The sequence below is a fragment of the Streptomyces lacrimifluminis genome (assembly GCF_014646095.1).
GTDB lineage: Bacteria > Actinomycetota > Actinomycetes > Streptomycetales > Streptomycetaceae > Streptomyces > Streptomyces lacrimifluminis.
Genome location: NZ_BMMU01000014.1, coordinates 33,107 through 51,890, shown reverse-complemented (window position 1 = coordinate 51,890; position 18,784 = coordinate 33,107). Strand labels below are relative to the sequence as shown.

The 18,784-nt window shown below is 70.1% G+C and carries 19 protein-coding genes; 4 read left to right on the top strand and 15 right to left on the bottom strand.

Annotation, left to right across the window (positions count from 1 at the left end):
• Nucleotides 1–9: 9 nt before the first annotated feature.
• The 8 genes from IEY89_RS21405 to IEY89_RS21370 all read right to left on the bottom strand — a co-directional run bounded on the left by IEY89_RS21405 (nucleotide 10) and on the right by IEY89_RS21370 (nucleotide 8,149).
• A complete protein-coding gene (locus IEY89_RS21405; RefSeq protein WP_189149072.1) occupies nucleotides 10–678 on the bottom strand; it encodes a response regulator in 669 nt (222 codons plus the stop codon).
• Nucleotides 675–2,045 carry a sensor histidine kinase gene (locus tag IEY89_RS21400; RefSeq protein ID WP_189149071.1) on the bottom strand — a complete coding sequence of 457 codons (1,371 nt, stop codon included), beginning with the start codon at nucleotides 2,043–2,045 and terminating at the stop codon, nucleotides 675–677. Before IEY89_RS21400 ends, IEY89_RS21405 begins: the two co-directional genes overlap by 4 nt.
• A 28-nt stretch (nucleotides 2,046–2,073) precedes the next feature.
• Entirely contained in the window at nucleotides 2,074–2,904 is an 831-nt protein-coding gene (locus IEY89_RS21395) for an ABC-2 transporter permease family protein (protein ID WP_189149070.1), read from the bottom strand.
• A complete protein-coding gene (locus IEY89_RS21390) occupies nucleotides 2,904–3,833 on the bottom strand; it encodes an ABC transporter ATP-binding protein (RefSeq protein ID WP_189149069.1) in 930 nt (309 codons plus the stop codon). The genes IEY89_RS21395 and IEY89_RS21390 overlap by 1 nt, the downstream gene beginning before the upstream one ends.
• A gap of 387 nt (nucleotides 3,834–4,220) precedes the next feature.
• Nucleotides 4,221–5,009: an IclR family transcriptional regulator gene (locus IEY89_RS21385; RefSeq protein WP_189149068.1), complete on the bottom strand. Its 789-nt coding sequence runs from the start codon at nucleotides 5,007–5,009 to the stop codon at nucleotides 4,221–4,223.
• Nucleotides 5,010–5,070: 61 nt separating this feature from the next.
• A complete protein-coding gene (locus tag IEY89_RS21380) occupies nucleotides 5,071–5,913 on the bottom strand; it encodes a fumarylacetoacetate hydrolase family protein (RefSeq protein WP_189149067.1) in 843 nt (280 codons plus the stop codon).
• Nucleotides 5,910–7,628, bottom strand: coding sequence for a bifunctional 3-(3-hydroxy-phenyl)propionate/3-hydroxycinnamic acid hydroxylase (locus IEY89_RS21375; RefSeq protein WP_189149066.1), 1,719 nt, complete (start codon nucleotides 7,626–7,628; stop codon nucleotides 5,910–5,912). The genes IEY89_RS21380 and IEY89_RS21375 overlap by 4 nt, the downstream gene beginning before the upstream one ends.
• A gap of 26 nt (nucleotides 7,629–7,654) precedes the next feature.
• A complete protein-coding gene (locus tag IEY89_RS21370) occupies nucleotides 7,655–8,149 on the bottom strand; it encodes a VOC family protein (RefSeq protein WP_189149065.1) in 495 nt (164 codons plus the stop codon).
• Nucleotides 8,150–8,370: 221 nt separating this feature from the next.
• On the opposite strand from IEY89_RS21370, the gene IEY89_RS21365 reads away from it, so the two are divergent.
• Genes IEY89_RS21365 through IEY89_RS21355 form a run of 3 tightly spaced genes read left to right on the top strand, consistent with a single transcriptional unit; the run spans nucleotide 8,371 to nucleotide 13,036 of the window.
• Nucleotides 8,371–10,023 (top strand): MFS transporter, encoded by a 1,653-nt coding sequence (locus IEY89_RS21365; protein ID WP_189149064.1) that lies wholly within the window; start codon nucleotides 8,371–8,373, stop codon nucleotides 10,021–10,023.
• A 53-nt stretch (nucleotides 10,024–10,076) separates the two neighbouring features.
• Nucleotides 10,077–11,540, top strand: coding sequence for a benzaldehyde dehydrogenase (locus tag IEY89_RS21360; protein ID WP_189149063.1), 1,464 nt, complete (start codon nucleotides 10,077–10,079; stop codon nucleotides 11,538–11,540).
• Nucleotides 11,541–11,578: 38 nt separating this feature from the next.
• Complete coding sequence (locus IEY89_RS21355; protein ID WP_189149062.1) at nucleotides 11,579–13,036, top strand: carotenoid oxygenase family protein; 1,458 nt, start codon at nucleotides 11,579–11,581, stop codon at nucleotides 13,034–13,036.
• A gap of 385 nt (nucleotides 13,037–13,421) precedes the next feature.
• Here IEY89_RS21355 and IEY89_RS21350 read toward each other — a convergent pair whose 3' ends face one another.
• The 3 genes from IEY89_RS21350 to xynA all read right to left on the bottom strand — a co-directional run bounded on the left by IEY89_RS21350 (nucleotide 13,422) and on the right by xynA (nucleotide 15,930).
• On the bottom strand, nucleotides 13,422–14,210 hold the full coding sequence (locus IEY89_RS21350) for an IclR family transcriptional regulator (protein WP_189149061.1): 789 nt from the start codon (nucleotides 14,208–14,210) through the stop codon (nucleotides 13,422–13,424).
• A gap of 356 nt (nucleotides 14,211–14,566) precedes the next feature.
• Nucleotides 14,567–15,244: a polysaccharide deacetylase family protein gene (locus IEY89_RS21345; protein ID WP_189149060.1), complete on the bottom strand. Its 678-nt coding sequence runs from the start codon at nucleotides 15,242–15,244 to the stop codon at nucleotides 14,567–14,569.
• Nucleotides 15,245–15,246: 2 nt separating this feature from the next.
• Complete coding sequence (xynA, locus tag IEY89_RS21340) at nucleotides 15,247–15,930, bottom strand: endo-1,4-beta-xylanase XynA (RefSeq protein WP_189149059.1); 684 nt, start codon at nucleotides 15,928–15,930, stop codon at nucleotides 15,247–15,249.
• A gap of 349 nt (nucleotides 15,931–16,279) precedes the next feature.
• Between xynA and IEY89_RS41945 the strand changes: the two genes are divergently transcribed.
• Nucleotides 16,280–16,720 (top strand): MarR family transcriptional regulator, encoded by a 441-nt coding sequence (locus IEY89_RS41945; RefSeq protein ID WP_373287270.1) that lies wholly within the window; start codon nucleotides 16,280–16,282, stop codon nucleotides 16,718–16,720.
• On the opposite strand, the gene IEY89_RS41940 is transcribed toward IEY89_RS41945, so the two are convergent.
• The 4 genes from IEY89_RS41940 to IEY89_RS21320 all read right to left on the bottom strand — a co-directional run bounded on the left by IEY89_RS41940 (nucleotide 16,680) and on the right by IEY89_RS21320 (nucleotide 18,625).
• Nucleotides 16,680–16,979 (bottom strand): hypothetical protein, encoded by a 300-nt coding sequence (locus IEY89_RS41940; RefSeq protein WP_373287269.1) that lies wholly within the window; start codon nucleotides 16,977–16,979, stop codon nucleotides 16,680–16,682. The two genes, IEY89_RS41945 and IEY89_RS41940, sit on opposite strands and share 41 nt — an antisense overlap.
• Before the next feature lie 77 nt (nucleotides 16,980–17,056).
• The gene (locus IEY89_RS21330; protein ID WP_189149058.1) at nucleotides 17,057–17,881 is read right to left on the bottom strand and encodes a rod shape-determining protein; all 825 of its coding nucleotides are present in this window, start codon (nucleotides 17,879–17,881) and stop codon (nucleotides 17,057–17,059) included.
• A complete protein-coding gene (locus IEY89_RS21325; protein WP_189149057.1) occupies nucleotides 17,878–18,252 on the bottom strand; it encodes a TraR/DksA family transcriptional regulator in 375 nt (124 codons plus the stop codon). Before IEY89_RS21325 ends, IEY89_RS21330 begins: the two co-directional genes overlap by 4 nt.
• A 46-nt stretch (nucleotides 18,253–18,298) precedes the next feature.
• Nucleotides 18,299–18,625, bottom strand: coding sequence for a TraR/DksA family transcriptional regulator (locus IEY89_RS21320; RefSeq protein WP_189149056.1), 327 nt, complete (start codon nucleotides 18,623–18,625; stop codon nucleotides 18,299–18,301).
• Between the last annotated feature and the right edge of the window lie 159 nt (nucleotides 18,626–18,784).

Below are 18,784 nucleotides of genomic sequence, written 5' to 3'. Positions count from 1 at the left end.
GTCAGCGGGCTACGGCTTGGCCCTGACCAGTCCGGCGTCGTACGCCATGATCACGGCCTGGATGCGGTCGCGCGCCCCGATCTTGGCCAGGACCCGGCCGACATGCTTCTTCACCGTGGACTCGGTGAGGACGAGCCGTTCGGCGATCTCGGTGTTCGTCCAGCCCTGGCCGATGGCGACCAGGACCTCTCGTTCGCGGTCGCTGAGCGTCCGCAGCCGGGAGTCCTCGGCCTCCGGGACGCCGGGCGGGGCGAGCACCTGGTGGGCGTAGGCGTCCAGGAGCCGCCGGGTCAGGCTCGGGGCCACGACGGCGTCGCCGGTCGCCACCGCGTGGATACCCGCGATGAGTTCCTCGGGGCGGGCGTCCTTGAGCAGGAAGCCGCTGGCGCCTGACCGCAGTCCTTCGTAGGCGTACTCGTCGAGGTCGAAGGTGGTCACGATGAGCACGCGCGTACGGCCGCCGGCGGCGATGATCCGGCGGGTGGCCTCCAGACCGTCCATGCCGGGCATGCGGATGTCCATGAGGACGACATCGGGGCGGAGTTCCGCGGCCAGACGGACGGCCTCGGCCCCGTGCCCGGCCTCGCCGACCGGGGTCAGTCCGGGTGTGCCCTCCAGGAGCATGCGGAACCCCATGCGTTGCAGGGGCTGGTCGTCGGCGATCAGCACGGTGGTCACGGCAGCTGCTCTCCCGACACAGGCATGGTGGGCGCGGAGGATGGCAGGTCGAGCACGACGTCCACGAGCCAGCCGGGTCCGGTGTCACGGGGGCCGGCGGTGACGTCACCGCCGTACATGGCTGCCCGCTGCCGGATTCCGACGAGGCCGTGACCGGAGTCGACGCCGGCCTGGGACCCCGGCACTTCGCGTACGGGGGTCCCCGGCGCTGTTCCGGTGTCGGTGACCCGGATGCGCAGCCGGCCGGCTGCGGCGGCCACGGCGACCTCGGCGGTGGAGCCCGGCCCGGCGTGTCTGAGCGTGTTGGTCAACGCCTCCTGGACGACGCGGTACACGGTGAGCTGCACACCGATGCCGAGCGAGTCGAGTGAACCCTCGGTCCGGTAGGTCACACTCAGTCCCGCCGCGCGGACCCGTGTCAGGAGCGGGTCCAGGTCACGGATGCCCGGCTGCGGACCGAGCAGCCGTTCGTGCTCCTGTTCCTGGCGCAGTACGCCCAGCACACGGCGCAGTTCGCCCATGGCCTGGCGCCCGGTGTCGCCGAGGATGCGCAGGGCCTCGGCGGACTGCTCGTTGCGGTTGGCGGCCAGGGTGGCGGCGCCGTCGGCGACGCTGACCATGACGGAGAGGTTGTGGCCGACGATGTCGTGCATCTCCCGGGCGACCCGGGCGCGTTCGGCGGCGGCGGTGAGCCGGACGCGTTGGTCGCGCTCGATCTCCAGACGGGTGGCGCGGTCCTCCAGCGCGGCCAGGTACATGCGGCGGATGCGCAGGGTCAGGCCGATGGCGACGGCCGCTGTCGTCGTTCCCAGGAGGAAGAACAGGCCGAGGAGCGGGTGTTCGACCTGTTTCAGCAGGAGGAAGACCGCCAGGGTGAGGCTGACGAAGGTGAGCGCGACGGCCCAGCCGAGCACGCGCAGGGAACCGCGCACCGCCAGGGTGTACAGGGTGATGAGGGCGCTGACGCCGGCTTGCTGCCAGACACCCAGCGACCACTGGACCATGGACACCAGCAGGATCACGAAGAAGCTGATGGCCGGGGCCCGGCGGCGCCACCACAGGGGCACGACGAGCGCGATGGCGAACGCGCACATGACGGCGGTCGGAAGCTGACCGCGGCTGCTCGCCTCCCCGAAGGGGCCGTTGCTGTCGGGGGAGAGCAGGTCGGGCAGGCTGACGAGGGCGACGATCAGTACCACCGCGGTGTCGAGCAGCCATGGATGGCGTACGTCCAGTTCGCGATGGCGGGTCTGTCCGCGCAGCAGACGGCCCAGGAGCGGGTGTGCCCAGGCATCGTCGAGCCCGGAGGACGGCGGGAGTGCCCTCCGGGCGGTCGGCGCGGCGGCTGCCGCGCGCTGTGGACTCATGGACCTCATTGTCCCTGGTCCTCGCAGCTCAGGCGTCGGTCCGGACCAGGCGGAAGGCCGCACCGGCGAGGGTCAGGGCCACCCAGCCGGCGAAGACCGCGAGTCCCGTTCCGGGCGACAGGGAGTCGGAGGACTGGTGCAGGGCGTAGACAGCCGAGCCCGCGTTGCCGGGGAAGTAGGGGTTGATGTTGTCGTACAGCGAGTCGGGCAGCAGCGAGGCGAGGCCGGGGAGGATGAGAAGGATACCGACCAGGGCGGCGATGGCTCCGGCGGAGGAGCGCAGCAGCATCCCCAGCGCCACGCCGAAGACGGCGACCAGAGCGAGATAGACCCCGGCGCCGGCCAGGCTGCGCAGCACACCGTCGTCACTCAGGGAGAGCGCGATCTTCTCGCCGTCCAGGCCCAGTGTGCCCAGCTGGAACGCCGCCAGCGCGGCGATCGTGGTGAGGATCAGTGCGATCGGCCCGATCACGGCGCTCTTCGCCCAGAGCACGGGCAGTCGGCGTGGCACCGCGGCGAGGGTGGAGCGGATCATGCCGGTGCTGTACTCGCCGGCGGACAGCAGCACGCCGAGTACGCCCACGGCGAGCGACGCGAAGGTCACGCCGGTCAGGGCCAGACTCACCGCGTCGCTGATGCCGGTGCTCGGACCTGGCCCCTGATTCGTCGCGGCGTCCGGACTGTAGGTCGCGGACGCGATCGCGCCGAAAACGATCAGCAGGACCACGCCGACGGCCAAGGTGATCCAACTCGAGCGCAGCGACCAGAACTTGGCCCACTCCGAGCGCAGCACCCGGCGGCTGGTCACTGTGCGAACCGGCGTGCCGGAGAATTCCGGGGCGAGGGTGGTGGAGGTCATCAGGCGGCCTTTCGCTCGGTGTCGGCGGGAGCGCTCTGGTACTCCACGGCGTCGTGGGTGAGTTCCATGAAGGCCGTCTCCAAGGAGACGGCCTGCGGGGTGAGTTCGTACAGTGCCACCCCGTGCTGAGCGGCGATCACCCCGATCTCCCGGGCGTCACGTCCTACGACCACCAGTTCCTCGGCGGAGGAGGAGCTGATCGTGACCTCCGGGCCGGCCAGCAGCGAACGCAGTTTCACGGCTTCGGTGGTGGCGACCTTCACGCCGGAGCCGCCTGCCTCGCGGGTGAAGTCGTCGACCGTGGTGTCCGCGAGCAGCCGGCCGCGTCCGATGATCACCAGGTGGTCGGCGATCAGCGCGGTCTCGCTCATCAGATGGGAGGAGAGCATCACGGCACGGCCCTCGTCGGCCAGGCCGCGCAGCAGGTTGCGTACCCACAGCACGCCCTCGGGGTCGAGACCGTTGACCGGTTCGTCGAGCATCACGATGGCCGGGTCGCCGAGCAGGGCAGAGGCGATGCCGAGCCGCTGGCCCATGCCCAGGGAGAAGGCCCCCACCCGTTGGCCGGCCACGCTGGTCAGTCCGGCCAGCTCGATGACCTCGTCGACCCGTCGGCGCGAAATGCCGTGGGTGTGCGCGAGCGCCATCAAGTGGTTGAACGCGGTACGGCCCGGGTGGACGGATTTGGCCTCCAGCAGGGTGCCGATCTCCTGGAGCGGAGCGGCGTGCCTGGCGTAGGACTTGCCGTTGACGGTGACCGAACCCGCGGTGGGCGAGTCCAAACCGATGATCATGCGCATGGTGGTGGACTTGCCCGCGCCGTTGGGGCCCAGGAAGCCGGTCACCTCACCCGGCTTGACGATGAAGCTCAAGTGGTCGACGACCGTCTTGTCCCCGTACCGCTTCGTGAGTTCACGTGCTTCGATCATGGGAAGGCCCTTCTCGCTTCGAACGCGGCCGCGAACGCAGCGCGGCATCTGTGTTCGAAGTTACGGGCGTCGCGGCCCGGACCTCTGGGACCACAGGAGAATCTTGGCTGCCCGGCTGGTACCGCGGTACCAGCCGGGCAGCCCTACGGGTCATCCTTGTGGCGCAGGGATGTCGTGGCTCTGCCGACCGTCGGCCAGGGTGGTCGCCGGCGATCACGGTGTGCTGCGGGGCTGTTGCGGGTCCGTGAGCGACTCGCACGTGGACGACGGGTGCCGCGCCGAGGACCGGTTCGGGCCGCCGTCCGGCCGCGAACGCGGCACCCACAGCTCGTCGAGGCAGTCGCTCCACCGGTCGCAGGCCCTGGTGGCCGTTCGGCGACGACCTGGTCAGTCTGTGGTGAGGGCGAGGCGTTCGCTGATCTCGTTCGCTGTGACGCGGACTTTCTGGGCGAGTTCGGTTTCCGCTTCCGGATAGATGCGGGAGGCGAGGGCGGCGATGCTCACGGCGGCGGTGACCTGGCCGTCGGGGGTGGTGATGGGGGCGGCGATGCCGACGATGTCGGGGTCGAGTTCGCCGCGGGTGATGGAGTGGCCGAGGCGGCGGATCCGGGCGAGGCGTTCCATGAGGGCGTCTACGTCGGTGAGGGTGGCCGGGGTGAAGCGGTGGAGTTCGGTGGTTTCCAGCAGTCGGCGGGCTTCCGCTTCGGGGCTCCAGGCGAGGAGGACGAGGGCGGAGGCGCCGGCGTTGAGGGGGAGGGTGCTGCCGCGTTCGTAGGAGATGCGTACGGCGCGGGTTCCGCTTTCGGCGCGGTCGACGCAGACGACGAGGTCCCCGGTGCGCCGGGTGAGCAGGACGGTCTCGTGTACTTCTTCTGAGAGTTCCTGCATCGACGGCAGGGCGATCTCGGTCAGTCCGTAGCTGCGGCGTGCCAGTCGTGCGATCTCCAGGACCCGGAGGCCGAGGCGGAACCCGCCGCCGGGCGCTTCTTCGAGGAAGCGCCCGGCCACCAGGCTCTGGAGGTAGCGGTACGCGGTGGACCGTGCGACGCCGAGCCGCTCCGCCACCGCCGTGCCCGTGACGACGAGATGCGTGTCGTCGAACATGGTCAGGATGTCCAGTGCCCGGTCGGCGGTGGAGTTGCGCTCACGGTAGTTGGGGGATGTTGTTCCTGACATGCCGGACACCGTAGTCGTGGGGTGGGGGTTCCAGGAAGCGGTGGGCGGGCCTTTCACGCGTTCACATGCTGTCTTTGACGACGGTGTTGCGCAGTTCGCCGATGCCTTCGACGGTGGTGAGGAGTTCCTGCCCCGGCTGCAGGAAGACCTTGGGATCGCGTCCGGCGCCGACGCCGCCAGGGGTTCCGGTGAGGATCAGGTCGCCGGGCTTGAGGGTGATGATGGTGCTGACGTAGGCGATGATGTCGGCGACGTCGAAGAGCAGGTCGGCGGTGTTGGACTTCTGCATGGTGTGGCCGTCGACGCTGCAGGAGATGGTCAACCCGGAGGCGCCGGGCGGGAGTTCGTCGGGGGTGACGAGGGTCGGCCCGACGGGGGTGGTGGCCTCGAAGGTCTTGCCGGAGAGGAACTCGCGGGTGCGGTGCTGCCAGTCCCGGACGGTGACGTCGTTGGCGACGGTGTAGCCGGCGACGTGTTCCAGGGCCCGACGGTGGGGGACATGCCGGCCGGGGCGGCCGATGACGACGCCGAGTTCGGCCTCCCAGTCGAGATCGTCGCTGATCGGCGGCATGCGGATGTCGTCCTGGGCGCCGATCAGGGAGCCGTCGAACTTGGCGAAGAGGGTGGGATGGGTGGGCGTCGGGCGGCCCATTTCCCTGATGTGGGTGGCGTAGTTGAGGCCGAGACAGACGATCTTGTTCGGGTGTGGGACGACGGGGGCGAGGGTCACCTTGTCGAGCGGGACACGCTCGCCGTTCCAGGCACCCCGTTCCTGCCAGTTCTCACCGGAGGCGAGCAGGGCGCCGACATCGGTGTACGGCAGCAGGACGAACTCGTCGCCGTCCTGCCGGGCGGCCGTCGTGGTGCGGTCTCCGTCCTCGAGACGGACGGTGCTGAGCCTCATCGGTGTACTCCCTGGATGTGGGGCCGGGCTTGGGGTTCGAGAAGGGAAGGGACAACAGCCGGCTCTGCGGAGGCGTCGTTGTCGGTGCCGCCGCCGGTCGAGTGCGTCAACTCCGTGGCAACGCTCTCTGCCCGGTCGGGGCTGAACACGGCGGCCACCAGCCGGTCCGGGCGCACCAGTACGAAATGGCCGGCCAGCCCGGCGAAGAGGGCGTCGAGGCGGCCGTCGGCGTCAGCGATCCCCGTGCGGCCGACGTGGTCCCGCGGCGCACGGTCGTCGAGGCAGACGTCCACGAGAGTGGCCTTGGGAAGGCCGGGCCTGACGGTGACGGTCGCCCAGTCGTCCTCGGTCACGCCGATGCCCAGCAGGCTCCAGCCCCGGCCGAGGACGTCGTCGAGCCGGGTGACCTCGTGCCGGGGTGCGCGCAGCACACGGGGCTGGCGCAGCGGCGTGCCGACGAGTGACTGGTGCGGGCCGGCGAGGCGTACGACGGCACCGGAACGCACGCGGGTGTCGGGGCGGTAGCGCATCTCGGTGAGGTACCTGCGTCCGGGCGGTGTGCGCATGGCGGTGCGCACCAGCAGGTCGCGCAGACGGGCGCGGCGACGGCTGGTGGTCATGACGATCCGGCCGAGCCGTACGGACAGGTCGATCACGGCTCGGGCATGCGGGCGGCGCTCGGTGTCGTATGTGTCGAGCAGGGCGTCACCGGCCCTCCCCGCCCAGACCTCGGAGATCTTCCAGCAGAGGTTGGCCGCGTCCCGGACACCGGAGTTGAGACCCTGCCCGGCGAACGGGGGCATCATGTGGGCTGCGTCCCCGAGCAGGAAGCAGCGGCCCTCGCGCAACCGGTCGGCGAGGAGTGCGTGGAAGCTGTAGGCGACCGAGCGCTCGACCTGTTCGGGCGTGATCTCCCGGTAGGGGCGCAGGAGTTGACGCACCAGCTCGAACATAGGGGGCGCGCCTGCCTCGCACTCGCCCGGCCTGAGCAGGAACTCGTAGCGGCAGCGGCCGGCCCGGCCCGGCACGATGACGACGGGCCGCTCGGGGTCGCCGTGGTGCATGCCGTAACGCTGGTCGTGGCCGTCCTCCAGCGTGTCGGCCACCAGCCACACCTCGGGGAAGCTGCGCCCCCGCATGGGGATGGACAACAGGTCGCGTACGGTGCTCCGGCCGCCGTCGCAGCCGAGGACGTAGGAGACGTCCACCTCCTCGACGATGCCGTCCTCGCCGCCGGTCCGGAGGGTGACACGCACCCGGTCGGAGTGGTGGCTGAGGTTCGTCAGCCGGGTGTCGAAACGGACGTCGACGTCCGGGAGGCGGCGCAGCTGCTCGCACAGCACCCGTTCGAGGTCGGGCTGGGCGAAGGGATTCTTGAAGGGGTGGCCGTACCGCTGGTCGCCGGCGCCCCGGGCGTGCACGAGGGGGCGTCCGTCAGCGCCGAAATACCTGGTCCCGGTGCCCGGCACGATGATCGGGTACACCGCCTCGTCGAGACCGGCTGACTGGAGGGTGCGAAGGGACTCGTCGTCGAGGCTGATCGCCTTGGCCGCGTCGCTGGTGGTGGTGTTGCGTTCGACCAGCAGCACCCGTACCCCCCGGGAGCCGAGAAGGTGGGCGGCCGTCAGACCGGTCGGGCCGGCGCCGACGACCAGTACGGCGGGCTGGGGGTGGGACGGGGATCTCGGCTGGGGCGCCGATGGTGGTTCAGTCATGAGGGTGCTCCGTCGCGGAACGTGGATTACTGGACGGGCTGGTAGGCGGGGCCGCCTTCGGTCAGCAGCCGCTCGGCCTCGGCGAAGATCTCCTCCGGGGACTGGTCGAGGTTCAGCGTCTTGCGGAACGGCTGGCGCACGTCGCGCGCGATGCGCAGGTAGACCTCGTTGCGGTTGCCCTCGGGGTCGAAGAAGTAGATCCCGATCGCGTTGCCGTGGGTGACCTCCTGCTGGACCTCGATGCCCTCGGCGCGGAAACGGTGGTGGAAGTCGACGATCGTCTCCAGCGAGTCCACCCGCCACGACACCTGGTGCGTGAGCTTGCTCCCGGCGGGTGCGGTCCGGCCCTCCTGGAGCACGAACTCGTGGTGCTCCTCGTCCGGGCGGGACGAGAAGAACACGATGCGTCGCTCCTCGTCCTCGTCGGTCACGGTCAACCCCATGACCCGGCTGTAGAAGTCGCGCATCTTCTCAAGGTCGTCGACCCAGAAGCCGGTGTGTCCGAGCCCAGTGATGCCCATGTCGTCTCCATATTCAGGATCTGATTTCCAGTAGTCAGGACAGTAGTCAGCTGCCGTTCGCTCGTCAATCGTCCATTTTCTGCCGTCAAGCCTCTTGACTGAGTCGATGTCGGCAGTGCACGGTCCTGCTGAATGAACTCGCTGTCCGAGTATGCGAGACAGAATGTTGGGGGCGTCGCCCAGTCAGCGGCGTCCACCGAGCACCACCGGAGGCATCCCTCATGACCGATCCCGATGTCGAGAGCCCCACGCCCTCTCCGAACACACCCGCTCTGCTGAGCCGCGCCACGCTCGTGGCGGCCTGTTTCGCCATCTGCGTGGCTCAGATCGGCATTCCGCTGGCCTCCCCGCTCATCGGGGAGATCCAGAAGGACCTCGGGGCGTCGGCCGCCGCCCTGGCCTGGATCCCGGCCGCGTTCATCCTCCCGACGGCCATCCTGGAGCTGAACTTCGGCGTCCTCGGCGATCTGTTCGGACGCAAGCGCCTGCTCGTCCTCGGCGGACTGCTGATCACGGTCGGCTGCCTGATCGTCGCCACCGCGGCCTCCATGACCCAGCTGATCGCCGGCCAGGCGGTGGCCGGCCTGGGCGCCGCGGCGATCTTCCCCTCGTCGCTGGCGGTGATCGTCGCCGGTACGCGGGAGCCCACCGCCCGTGCCAGGGCGCTGTCGTACTGGGCACTCAGCCTCGCCTTCGGCGCCATGATCGCCCCGCTGATCAGTGGCTTCATCGCCGAACACGCCCACTGGGGCTGGGCCTTCGTGCCGCTCGCGGTGCTCGGCCTGGTCACCTCGGCCGTCAGCGGTCGCTGGATCGTCGACTCGCGCCAGGTCACCGCCGACCGAGGCCTCGACCGGCCCGGCCAGCTCACCATCGCCGTGTCCCTGCTGGCCCTGCTCTACGCCGTCATCGAGGGCGCGGGCGACGGCTACTCCGAGCCCCACATCGTGCTCGCCTTCGTCCTCGCCGCCGCCTCCTTCGTGGCGTTCATCGTCGTGGAGCGCAGATCGCGGAAGCCGATGCTGCGCCTGGACCTGTTCCGGACGCCCGCCTTCGCCGCAGCCGCCGCCATCGGGCTGCTCGCCCTGTTCGGCTTCATCGGCACGGCCTATGCGCTCAGCATCAAACTGGAGTCCGTCAACCACGTCTCCCCGTTGCAGGCCGCCCTGCCGCTCTCGCTCATCCAGGCGGTCCCGTTGCTGCTCACCCCGTTCCTGCCGAAACTGCTGCAGGGCGTGCACCCCCGTACCCTGCTGGTCGGCGGACTGCTGTCGCTCGCAGCCGGAGAGTCCTGGATGGCACTGCTGCCGGGCGACGCGACGAGCCTCTCGTCGATGACCGGACCCATCCTGCTGATGGGAGTCGGCTTCATCACGATGTTCTCGTCGCTGACGGCCGTCGCGGTCGGCACGGTCGACATCACGTACGCGGGCATGGCCAGCGCGGTCACCAGCCTCGTCCGCGAGACCGGTCAGGCCCTCGGTCCCGCGGTCGTCGGCGCCGTCGCCCTCGGCACGGCGGGCAGCGCGCTGGCCGACAAGCTCGCCTCTTCCGGCCTTCCGCCGCAGGCCCTGGGCGTTGCCGACGCGGTCAATGCCGAAGGAGGCGCACTCGCGGTCGCCAACGCCGACCTCGGCAGCCTGTCGCGCACCGTGGCCCCGCTCGCCCGCGAGGCCATCGAATCGGGCCTCGACCTCGGCATGTACATCTGTGCCGGTGCTGCCCTGGTCGGTGCGGTGATCGCCGCACTCGCCCTGCGGCACAGCGGAGCCGGTGCCGCCATGGCCGTCGGCGCGTCCGTCGAGGAGGCGGTCACCGCGCCGGCCACGCAGACCAGCACCTCGGTCGCCGTCAAGGAGCTCCCCAGCACCTGACCGCCAGCTCTGAGGACATCGCCGTAACACCCCCTGACATGGAACGGGACACCATGACTCTTCTGGACAGCAGCACCTGGGAAGGCCGGATCTTCTCCGGCGAGTGGATCAGCGGCTCCGGTGAGGGGTTCGACGCCATCGAGCCCGCCACCGGCAAGACGCTGGGCCGCGTCGGCACGGCCACACCGGCCGACGTGGACAAGGCGGTGAAGCGGGCGGTACAGGCCCAGCGGGAGTGGGCCGCCCGGCCGTACTCCGACCGTGCCGCGGTTCTGCGCCGTGCCGCGCGCCTGTTCGAGGAACATCAGCAGGAGATCGAGACCTGGCTGGTACGGGAGTCCGGCGCGATCCGGCCGTTCGCCGCCCTGCAGGTCAGCAGCGGTGGCGCGGAGGAATGCCATGAGGCCGCCGCCCTCGCCGGAGCGCCCTACGGCGAGCTGCTGCGTTCCGGGCAGGAGCGCCTGTCGTTCGCCCGGCGCAGGCCCGTCGGAGTGGTCGGCGTCATCGCCCCGTTCAATGTGCCGGTCACCCTGGCCATGCGGGCGGTCGCCCCGGCGCTCGCGCTCGGCAACGCGGTCGTCCTCAAGCCGGACCCCCGTACCGCGGTCAGTGGCGGTGTGGTCTTCGCCCGCGTGTTCGAGGAGGCTGGCCTGCCTCCCGGCCTGCTGCACGTCCTGCCCGGCGGCGCGGACGTCGGAGCCGCCGTGGTCGACCATCCGCAGGTCCCCGTCATCGCGTTCACCGGCTCCACCCGGGCCGGTCGCGCCATCGGTGTGGCCGCGGCCCGGCACCTCAAGCGGGTCCACCTGGAGCTGGGCGGGAACTCGGCGCTCGTGATCATGGATGACGTCGACCTGGAGAAGGCCGCATCGGTGGGCGCCTGGGGATCCTTCGTCCACGCCGGCCAGATCTGCATGGCCAGCAGCCGCCACCTCGTCCACGCCTCGGTCGTCGACGAGTACACGGCACTGCTCGCCCAGCACGCCGACGCTCTCCAGGTCGGCGACCCGGCCACCGAACACGTCGCCGTCGGACCGCTCATCGACGGCGGACAGCGCGACCAGGTCCACCGCATCGTCCAGGAGACGCTCGCGGCCGGCGCCCGGCTGGCCGCCGGCGGTGAATTCGAGGGCCTGTTCTACCGGCCCACCGTCCTCGCCGACGTACCGCTCAACGCGCCCGCCTACGCCGACGAGATCTTCGGGCCGGTCGCGCCCGTCGTACCCTTCCAGGACCTGGACGAGGCGGCCGAGCTCGCCGCGGGCACCGAGTACGGACTGTCCCTGGGCGTCCTGACCCGGGACGTCATGAAGGGCCTCGCCCTGGCGGAGCGCGTACCCAGCGGCCTAGTCCACATCAACGACCAGACCGTCAACGACGAGCCGCTCATCCCCTTCGGTGGGGTGGGCGCCTCCGGCACCGGCTCCCGCCACGGCGGCAGCGCCGCCAACCTCGAAGCCTTTACCGAACAGCAGTGGGTCACCGTGCGAGGCGAGGTTCCGAACTACCCGTTCTGACCCCGCCCGCTTCGTAGACACCCCACAGGAGAACGCCCATGAGCACCGACTGGCCCACCGACAACAAGTTCCTGCGCGGCCCCTTCACGCCGTGGACGCAGGAGAACGAGGCCTACGACCTGGAGGTGGACGGGGAGATACCGGCCGATCTCGCGGGCGCGCTGTTCCGCGTCACCTCCAACCCCCGCTTCCAGCCCCGCAACACCGACCGCTACCACTGGTGGGAGGGCGACGGCATGGTCTGCGGCATCTACCTGCGCGACGGCCGGGCCGCCTACCGCACCCGCTGGGTCGACACCGACTCGATGAAGATCGAGGTACAGGCCGGGGAAGCCGTCTACAGCGGCTTCGTCAACGGTGGCACCCCCGGACGGCTGCCCGACGGAGCCCCGCCCGCCAAGAACGTCGCCAACACCCACGTCGGTGTCTTCGACGACCGCCTTCTCGTCTACTACGAGGGCGGACTGCCGCACGCGATGGACCCGGAGACCCTGAAGACCATCGGCACGTACGACTTCCACGGCGGCATCGACGTCCTGTGCACCGCCCACTACAAGATCGACCCGGACAGCGGCGACATGCTGTTCTTCGCCGCCACCGGCCCCACCATCACCTGGTACCGCGCCGACGTGAAGACGGCCGGGATCATCGACTCGCACTCCTTCGACATCGGCGTGCCCGTCCTCATGCACGACTTCGCGGTCAGCGACAACTACGCCATCTTCTTCGTCACGCCCGCTCACTTCCGCTTCGATCTCATCGCCCAGGGACGGCCGGGAGTGGTCTGGGACGAGAGCGGCCTCGACCACGGCACGCAGATCGTCCTCATGGACCGCCGCACCCATCAGGTCACCTGGCACGAGGTCGGAGGGCAGTTCGCCAACACCCACTTCTTCAACGCCTATGAGCAGGACGGCGAGTTGATCGTCGACGGGCACCGGATCACCCGGCTGGGCAACCCCGTCGAACGCCTGGGCACGCCCCTGGACTCCCACACGTGGTTCCCGCCGGCCCTGCCGTACCGCTGGCGCGTCGACCTCGCCACCGGACGCGCCACGGAGGAGATGATCAGCGGGATCGCGGGCGAGTTCCCCAAGATCAACGATGCCTGTACGGGACGGCCGCACCGCTACGGCTACTTCGTCACCACGCGCGGTCTGGCCGACGACACCATGAGTGACGGTCTGGCTCGCCACGACTACCTCCTCGACAGCACGACCGTCGTCGAGGGGCCGCCCGGACTGACCAGCCCGGGCGAGCCGGTCTTCGTCGCACGCGAGAGCGCCCGCTCCGAGGACGACGGCTACCTGCTCTCGCTCTGGTGGAACCGGGCCACCGGCCTCAGCGAACTCCTGATCCACGACGCTGCCGACCTGCGCCGCACCCCGCTGGCCCGGGTCAAGCTCCCCAGCCGGGTGCCCTTCGGCTTCCACGGCAGCTGGGCCGACCACCAGACCCTGGACAGGGCTGTCGCGGCCTGCCGGAACGCCGAGTGACCGCCCGCAGCGGTGACTTGACCTCTGTGCCGGCCGAACAGGTCGACAGGGAAACTCGGCCTGGGCACCGGCAGCCGCGGCGTGATCCGTCCCCGGATGCGGCGGGCGGCTTGCCGGAGTAGTCGCACAGGGGTGGACACCGTCGGCGCGGGCGACGCGTTGGGCTTCCCCGGCCCGCAGACACAGCGCTGTCGCAGGTCCGCTGAGCCGCGCCGACAGTGCCCACCCATGCCACGGCCGTGCGCGGCGCGGTGTGCGGCCCCGCCCGCAACTGTGCCGACCGCGTCGACTTGGACCCGTGCGCCGCGCTTCTCGTGTGCGCGGCAGCGGCCGAGAGCTGGACACCGAAGGAACGGACGACGCCGGTGTCGGTGGGGGAGGGGTGTCAGTCTGTCGTGAGGGCCAGACGGTCGCTGATCTCACTCGCTGTGGCACGGACCTTCTGGGCGAACTCCGCCTCTGCCTCCGGGTAGACGCGGGAAGCGAGGGCCGCCACGCTCACCGCTGCGGTGACCTGGCCGTCCGGAGCCATGATGGGGGCGGAGATGCCGACAACATCGGGGTCGAGTTCACCGCGGGTCACCGAGTGGCCGAGGCGGCGGATCCGGGCGAGGCGTTCCATGAGGGCGTCGACATCGGTCAGGGTGGCCGGGGTGAAGCGGCGCAGTTCCGCTGTCTCCAACAGCCGTCGGACTTCCGCCTCGGGGCTCCAGGCGAGCAGGACCAACGCGGACGCGCCCGCGTTGAGGGGAAGGGTGCTGCCGCGTTCGTAGGAGATGCGTACGGCGCGGGTTCCGCTTTCGGCGCGGTCGACGCACACCACCAGGCCCTGGGTCCGGCGGGTGAGCAGGACGGTCTCGCCCACCTCCTCCGCGAGTTCCTGCATCGACGGCAGGGCGATCTCGGTCAGTCCGTAGCTGCGGCGTGCCAGCCGTGCGATCTCCAGAACCCGCAGGCCGAGGCGGAACCCGCCGCCGGGCGCTTCTTCGAGGAAGCGCCCGGCCACCAGGCTCTGGAGGTAGCGGTACGCGGTGGACCGTGCGACGCCGAGCCGCTCCGCCACCGCCGTGCCCGTGACGACGAGATGCGTGTCGTCGAACATGGTCAGGATGTCCAGTGCCCGGTCGGCGGTGGAGTTGCGCTCACGGTAGTTGGGGGACGCTGTTCCTGACATGCCGAACACTGTAGCTGCGGGGCGTGGCTCCCCGGAATGCGTGTTCCTCGTCGCGCCGTCACAGGCTGTCTGCGATGACGGAGGGAGTTCGTCCGGGTTGGCAAGGGTCGGCCCGACTGGGGTGGCGGCTCAAGGTCTGGCCGGCGAGGAACCCGTAGGTGCGGTGTTGCTGGTCGCCGAGGAGTCGTCGTCGGTAACGCCGGTCGCCCCGCGATCCCGCGGTCACGTCCTGTTCGTATGTGGAGCGCAGTCGTCGAGTCGGCGGGGATACAGGTGGTGGCGCGGCAGCTGGGGGCCGCCGCGCCATCTGTGCGGTAGAGCGAGTGCGGGATACCGCTGTACTCGGAGCGTCCTGGCTACGGGGCTACGGCCCGTCCGGTCGCCGGGGAGATCTTCCCGGCACACAGGCCGCGGCCGGTCAGGCCTTGTGCGATGCGTGGAACCGCGGCGAGTGAGTTGGCGGACCAGTCGTGCATGAGGATGACCTGCCCGTTGGTGAGGCGGGCCGCGGCCTGCACGATCGCGTCGGTACTGGCGCCGTTCCAGTCCTGCGAGTCGACGTCCCAGATGATCTGGGTCAGACCGTACTTGGCGGCGGCAGCCTTCACCGTCGCGTTGGTCTCGCCGTACGGCGGGCGGAACAGCACGGGAGTGCCACCGCCCGCGTTGGCGATCGCCTGCTGGGTCCGGGAGATCTCCGAGTCGATCTGTGACGGGCCGAGCTGGGTCAGATGCGGGTGGGTGTAGCTGTGGTTGGCGACCCACATGCCGGCGTTCACCTGGGCGCGGACCAGGCCCGGGTTGGCGGCGGAGTACTGACCCTGGTTGAACATCGTGGCCCGCAACCCGTTCCGGGTGAGGGCGTTGAGGAGGGCCGTCGTGTTGGAGGACGGGCCGTCGTCGAAGGTGAGTCCGACGTAGCCGTTGCAGGCGGCGGCCTGCGCCGGGGCGGTGGTGTGGCCGGTGAGGGCGGTGGCGGCGGCCAGAGCGGCTGCCACCAGTAACGGGAGGCGCCTTGCTTTCATGGGGGTCATGGCTAGCCCACCGTGATGTTGGAGTTGCCGCTGCTCCGGTAACCCTCGGTGGCGAGGATCATGTAGTAGTTGAAGCTGCCCATGGGCATTCCGGCGCGGGCCCAGGCGTCGAAGTGGTTGCCGGTGGTGATGGTGCCGCCGGTCCGTTTCGACTGCCGGACGCTCCAGTACTGGTTGAATGTGCGGGTGCCTTCCACGGACGGGGCGTTGTAGCGGGTGGTCTGGTAGATGTCGTACGTACCGCCGTCGCTGGTGACGGTGCCCTTGTACGTCCCGGTCGGCCGGTAGGTGCCCCAGTTGTCGACGACGTAGTACTCGACCAGCGGGTTGGCCGTCCAGCCGTACAGCGTCAGGTAGGCGTTCCCGGACGGGTTGAAGCTGCCCGAGTAGCGCACGGTCCTGCGTGAGCCGTTGCTCCAGCCCTTGCCGGCGACGAAGTTTCCGGTGTTGCTCCACGAGGTGCTGTAGTTGCCACCGGAGTTCAGGGTCATGGAGACGCTGCCCGGTGCGTCGGTCCAGAACGAGTAGTAGTAGCCGTTGTTGGTGCCGGTCTGGTTCGTGGTGATGACCGTGGCGGCCTGGGCGGTGCCGGGCAGGGTGAGTGCGGCCACGGCGACCAGCAGCATGGTGCAGACGCCGCTGATGAGCAGCCTGAGCCGGGATACGGATGCGGGTGCTTTGTTCATGTGCGTGTTTCCTCCTCGTCCTCATGGGATCGATGGGGGCTGCTGAACACGCGACAGTGTTGGCCGGGTCACGTCAGGTGTCAATAGTTTCGGTATTGACTTCGAAACATTCGAAATGGGCAATGATTGTCTGTGGGGACTGTATTTCCTGTTCAGTGGCACCGTGTGCTAGATCGATAGAGGTGGTCGTTGCTCATATTGATGTGTCCCCAAAGTGTGGAGTAAATGCTTCAGGACCATTTTCCCGAATGTTTCGAACTATTTGCCGATCTCTGTGTGTGCTGTGAGGCGCCGAGATGGGGGTGCTTCCACTCGGGCCCGCCCGTGACCGTTCGGCCATATCTCGGCGGTGCCGGGTCTCGGCGGCGATCCAGCCGCCGAGCGAGGGGCCGATGGCCAGCTGGTGACGTGGTCGGGCCTGGGGGTGCCGTTCCGGCCCGGGGCGGTTGGGCAGCAGGGTCCGGGCCGTCGTACCGGAGTGATCGGTGATCGGAGTGATGGTGACGGGACCACGCCGCCGTGCAGGACGAGGACGGGACGGCCGGCGGTGGGGCCGGATTCGGTGAGTGTCAGTTCTTGGGACGCGCTGCGCGCGATCGGCCGCAGGCCCGGCGCCGGCGCGCGGGAGCTGGCGGCGTCGGCATTCCGGAGCGAGCAGGCGTTCGGCACACTCGCCGGACGACTGGTGGCGCAGGGGCTGGTGGACACGGACCGCCGCCCCGGGCATGGCCGACGGTTCGAGCATCACCTCACTCAGAATTGGCGAGCGGCTGCCGAAGGCGGGTCATGAGGTGGCGAATCCGGTGCTCGCGGAGTGCTTCGATGGTCTGGCGGAGACGGAGCGAGAGGCGCTGCTGGGACTGCTGCGGAGGATCGCCGACCAGGATCACTGCCGCGGGGGTCGCGGCCGGCACGGTCAGGAACAGGGCGAGAGTGATCCAGGCCTGTGCGAGATCGGTGCGACGGCGCAGGGGATTGCGTCGCCATCGCCACAGCAGGACGCGTGGGAGTTCTTCGGGAGGGTGCGCCGGGGGTATCGCGCGGTCCACGGTGTCTCTCCTTCCGTATGAGCGTGGCAGTTTCGCCGAGGGTTTGCCGGGCTGGGGGTGAGATGGAGCGGGGTGCGTCAGCAGGGGGGCGCGGCGTCGGTCACCGCGGTGGCGGAGGGGTGGGTGTGGGCGGCCTGGAGAAGTTTCGCGGCGCCGCGGACCGCTGCGGTGTGCGGGGCGGGGACAGGACGTACGGGAGCGTGCAGTTGCCCGGTGAGGCGGTAGGTGATGTCGGGTCGCAGCGCGCCCCCGCCGGCGAGGAGAGCGCCCCGCTGGAGGGCGTCGAGTGCCTGGGCCGTGTGGTCCTGGTCCAGCATGGCGGTCACCATGGCGACGACCGCTTCGGTGATCCGCGCGGGCGGGGTGCGGCTGTCCAGGTCGCTGGTGCCCAGGGCGGTGTGGCGGGCGTCGGTCACCGCGCCGTCGGTGAGGAGCGTGACCTCGGTGAGATGGGCGCCGAGGTCGACGACGAGCAGGGGGCGGTTCAGGTCGGCGTCCGCGGCCATCGCAACGGCGCGCGCGGTGGGGACGGTCAGGACCGTGTGCGGGCGCAGGACCTCGACTGCCGCGCGGGCTTCGGCCCGGTAGGCGACTCCGCCCAGCGCGGGCGTGGTCAGGATGAGCAGAGGGCGGCCGAAACGGGGCAGTCGGTGGCCGATCAGCCGGTCGAGCATCCGGGCGGTCGCGGGGGTGTCGACGATGGTGCCGCGCTGGATGGGGTGCGTGGCGCCGTCGCCCGGGAGGGCCACCGTGGGCACGTCGAGGATTCTTCGCTGCCCGGAAGTCCAGGCGCGGGTGCGGGCGCTGCCCAGATCCAGGGCGATGCCGGTGCACTGCCGGCACCGGGGCCATGAGCGGTGCCGGGCGGCCACGGGGCGCGAAGAACCGGGTGCGGTGGTCACCGGCCGGCCTCCCTGACCTGCTGGCAGCGGGCGCAGTAGCGGGCCTGCGGCACGATGACCAGCCGTTCGCGGTCGATGGGCCTGCGGCACAGATGACAGGTGCCGTAGCTGCCGTCGTTCATACGGGTGAGGGCGGCTTCGACGTCGGCGAGGACCATGCGGGCGGAGGCGGCGAGCTTGACGCGCACCTCGATCTGGGAGGTGGCCTGCCGGTCGAGAAGCGCGTCGTCGCGGGTTGTGGCGGGGGCCGAGAGCTGCTGGAGCTGCTCCTGGCGGAACAGACGTTGTTCGTGCAGGTCGTCGCGCAGTGCGGCGAAGTCCTCGATCGACAGGGCGGCGGTGCGGTCGTCGACGGTCTGGTGGTTCACCAAGTCACCCCCTGGGCAGGGCGGAAGCGGGAAGGCGGACGGGCGGTCGTCAGGCGCCGCTGCGCTGGCAGGGGACGCAGAACGGCGTGTACGGCAGGATTTCCAGGCGCTCGACGGGGATCGGTCCCGCGCAGGTGCGGCAGACGCCGTAGCTGCCGTCCTGGACTCGGGTGATGGCCGCCTCCACCTCGGCGAGAACGCGCTGGACGGTGTCTTTCTGCGTGGACAACATCTGTTTTTCCGCGTCAGGCCCGGCCTCGTCGAGAGCCCGGAGCTGGGTGAGGCGGGAGGCGCGTTCGTGTGCCAGGCGCCGGAGGGCCTCGTGGGCTGTCAGCCGCTCACGACGGGTTTCTGTCCGGGGCGTACCGAGTGACATGGCGGTTCCTTCTTTCAACGACGAGGCGGGGCGCGGCGGTCTGGACGCCGGCGGGGGAGAGGGCCGGGGGATTCACAGGCGGCGGTTCATGCCTCCCACCATTGCCGCAGCGCCCCGTAAAACCCATCGGGCGCGATACCCATTCGCGGCGCGCCCCCT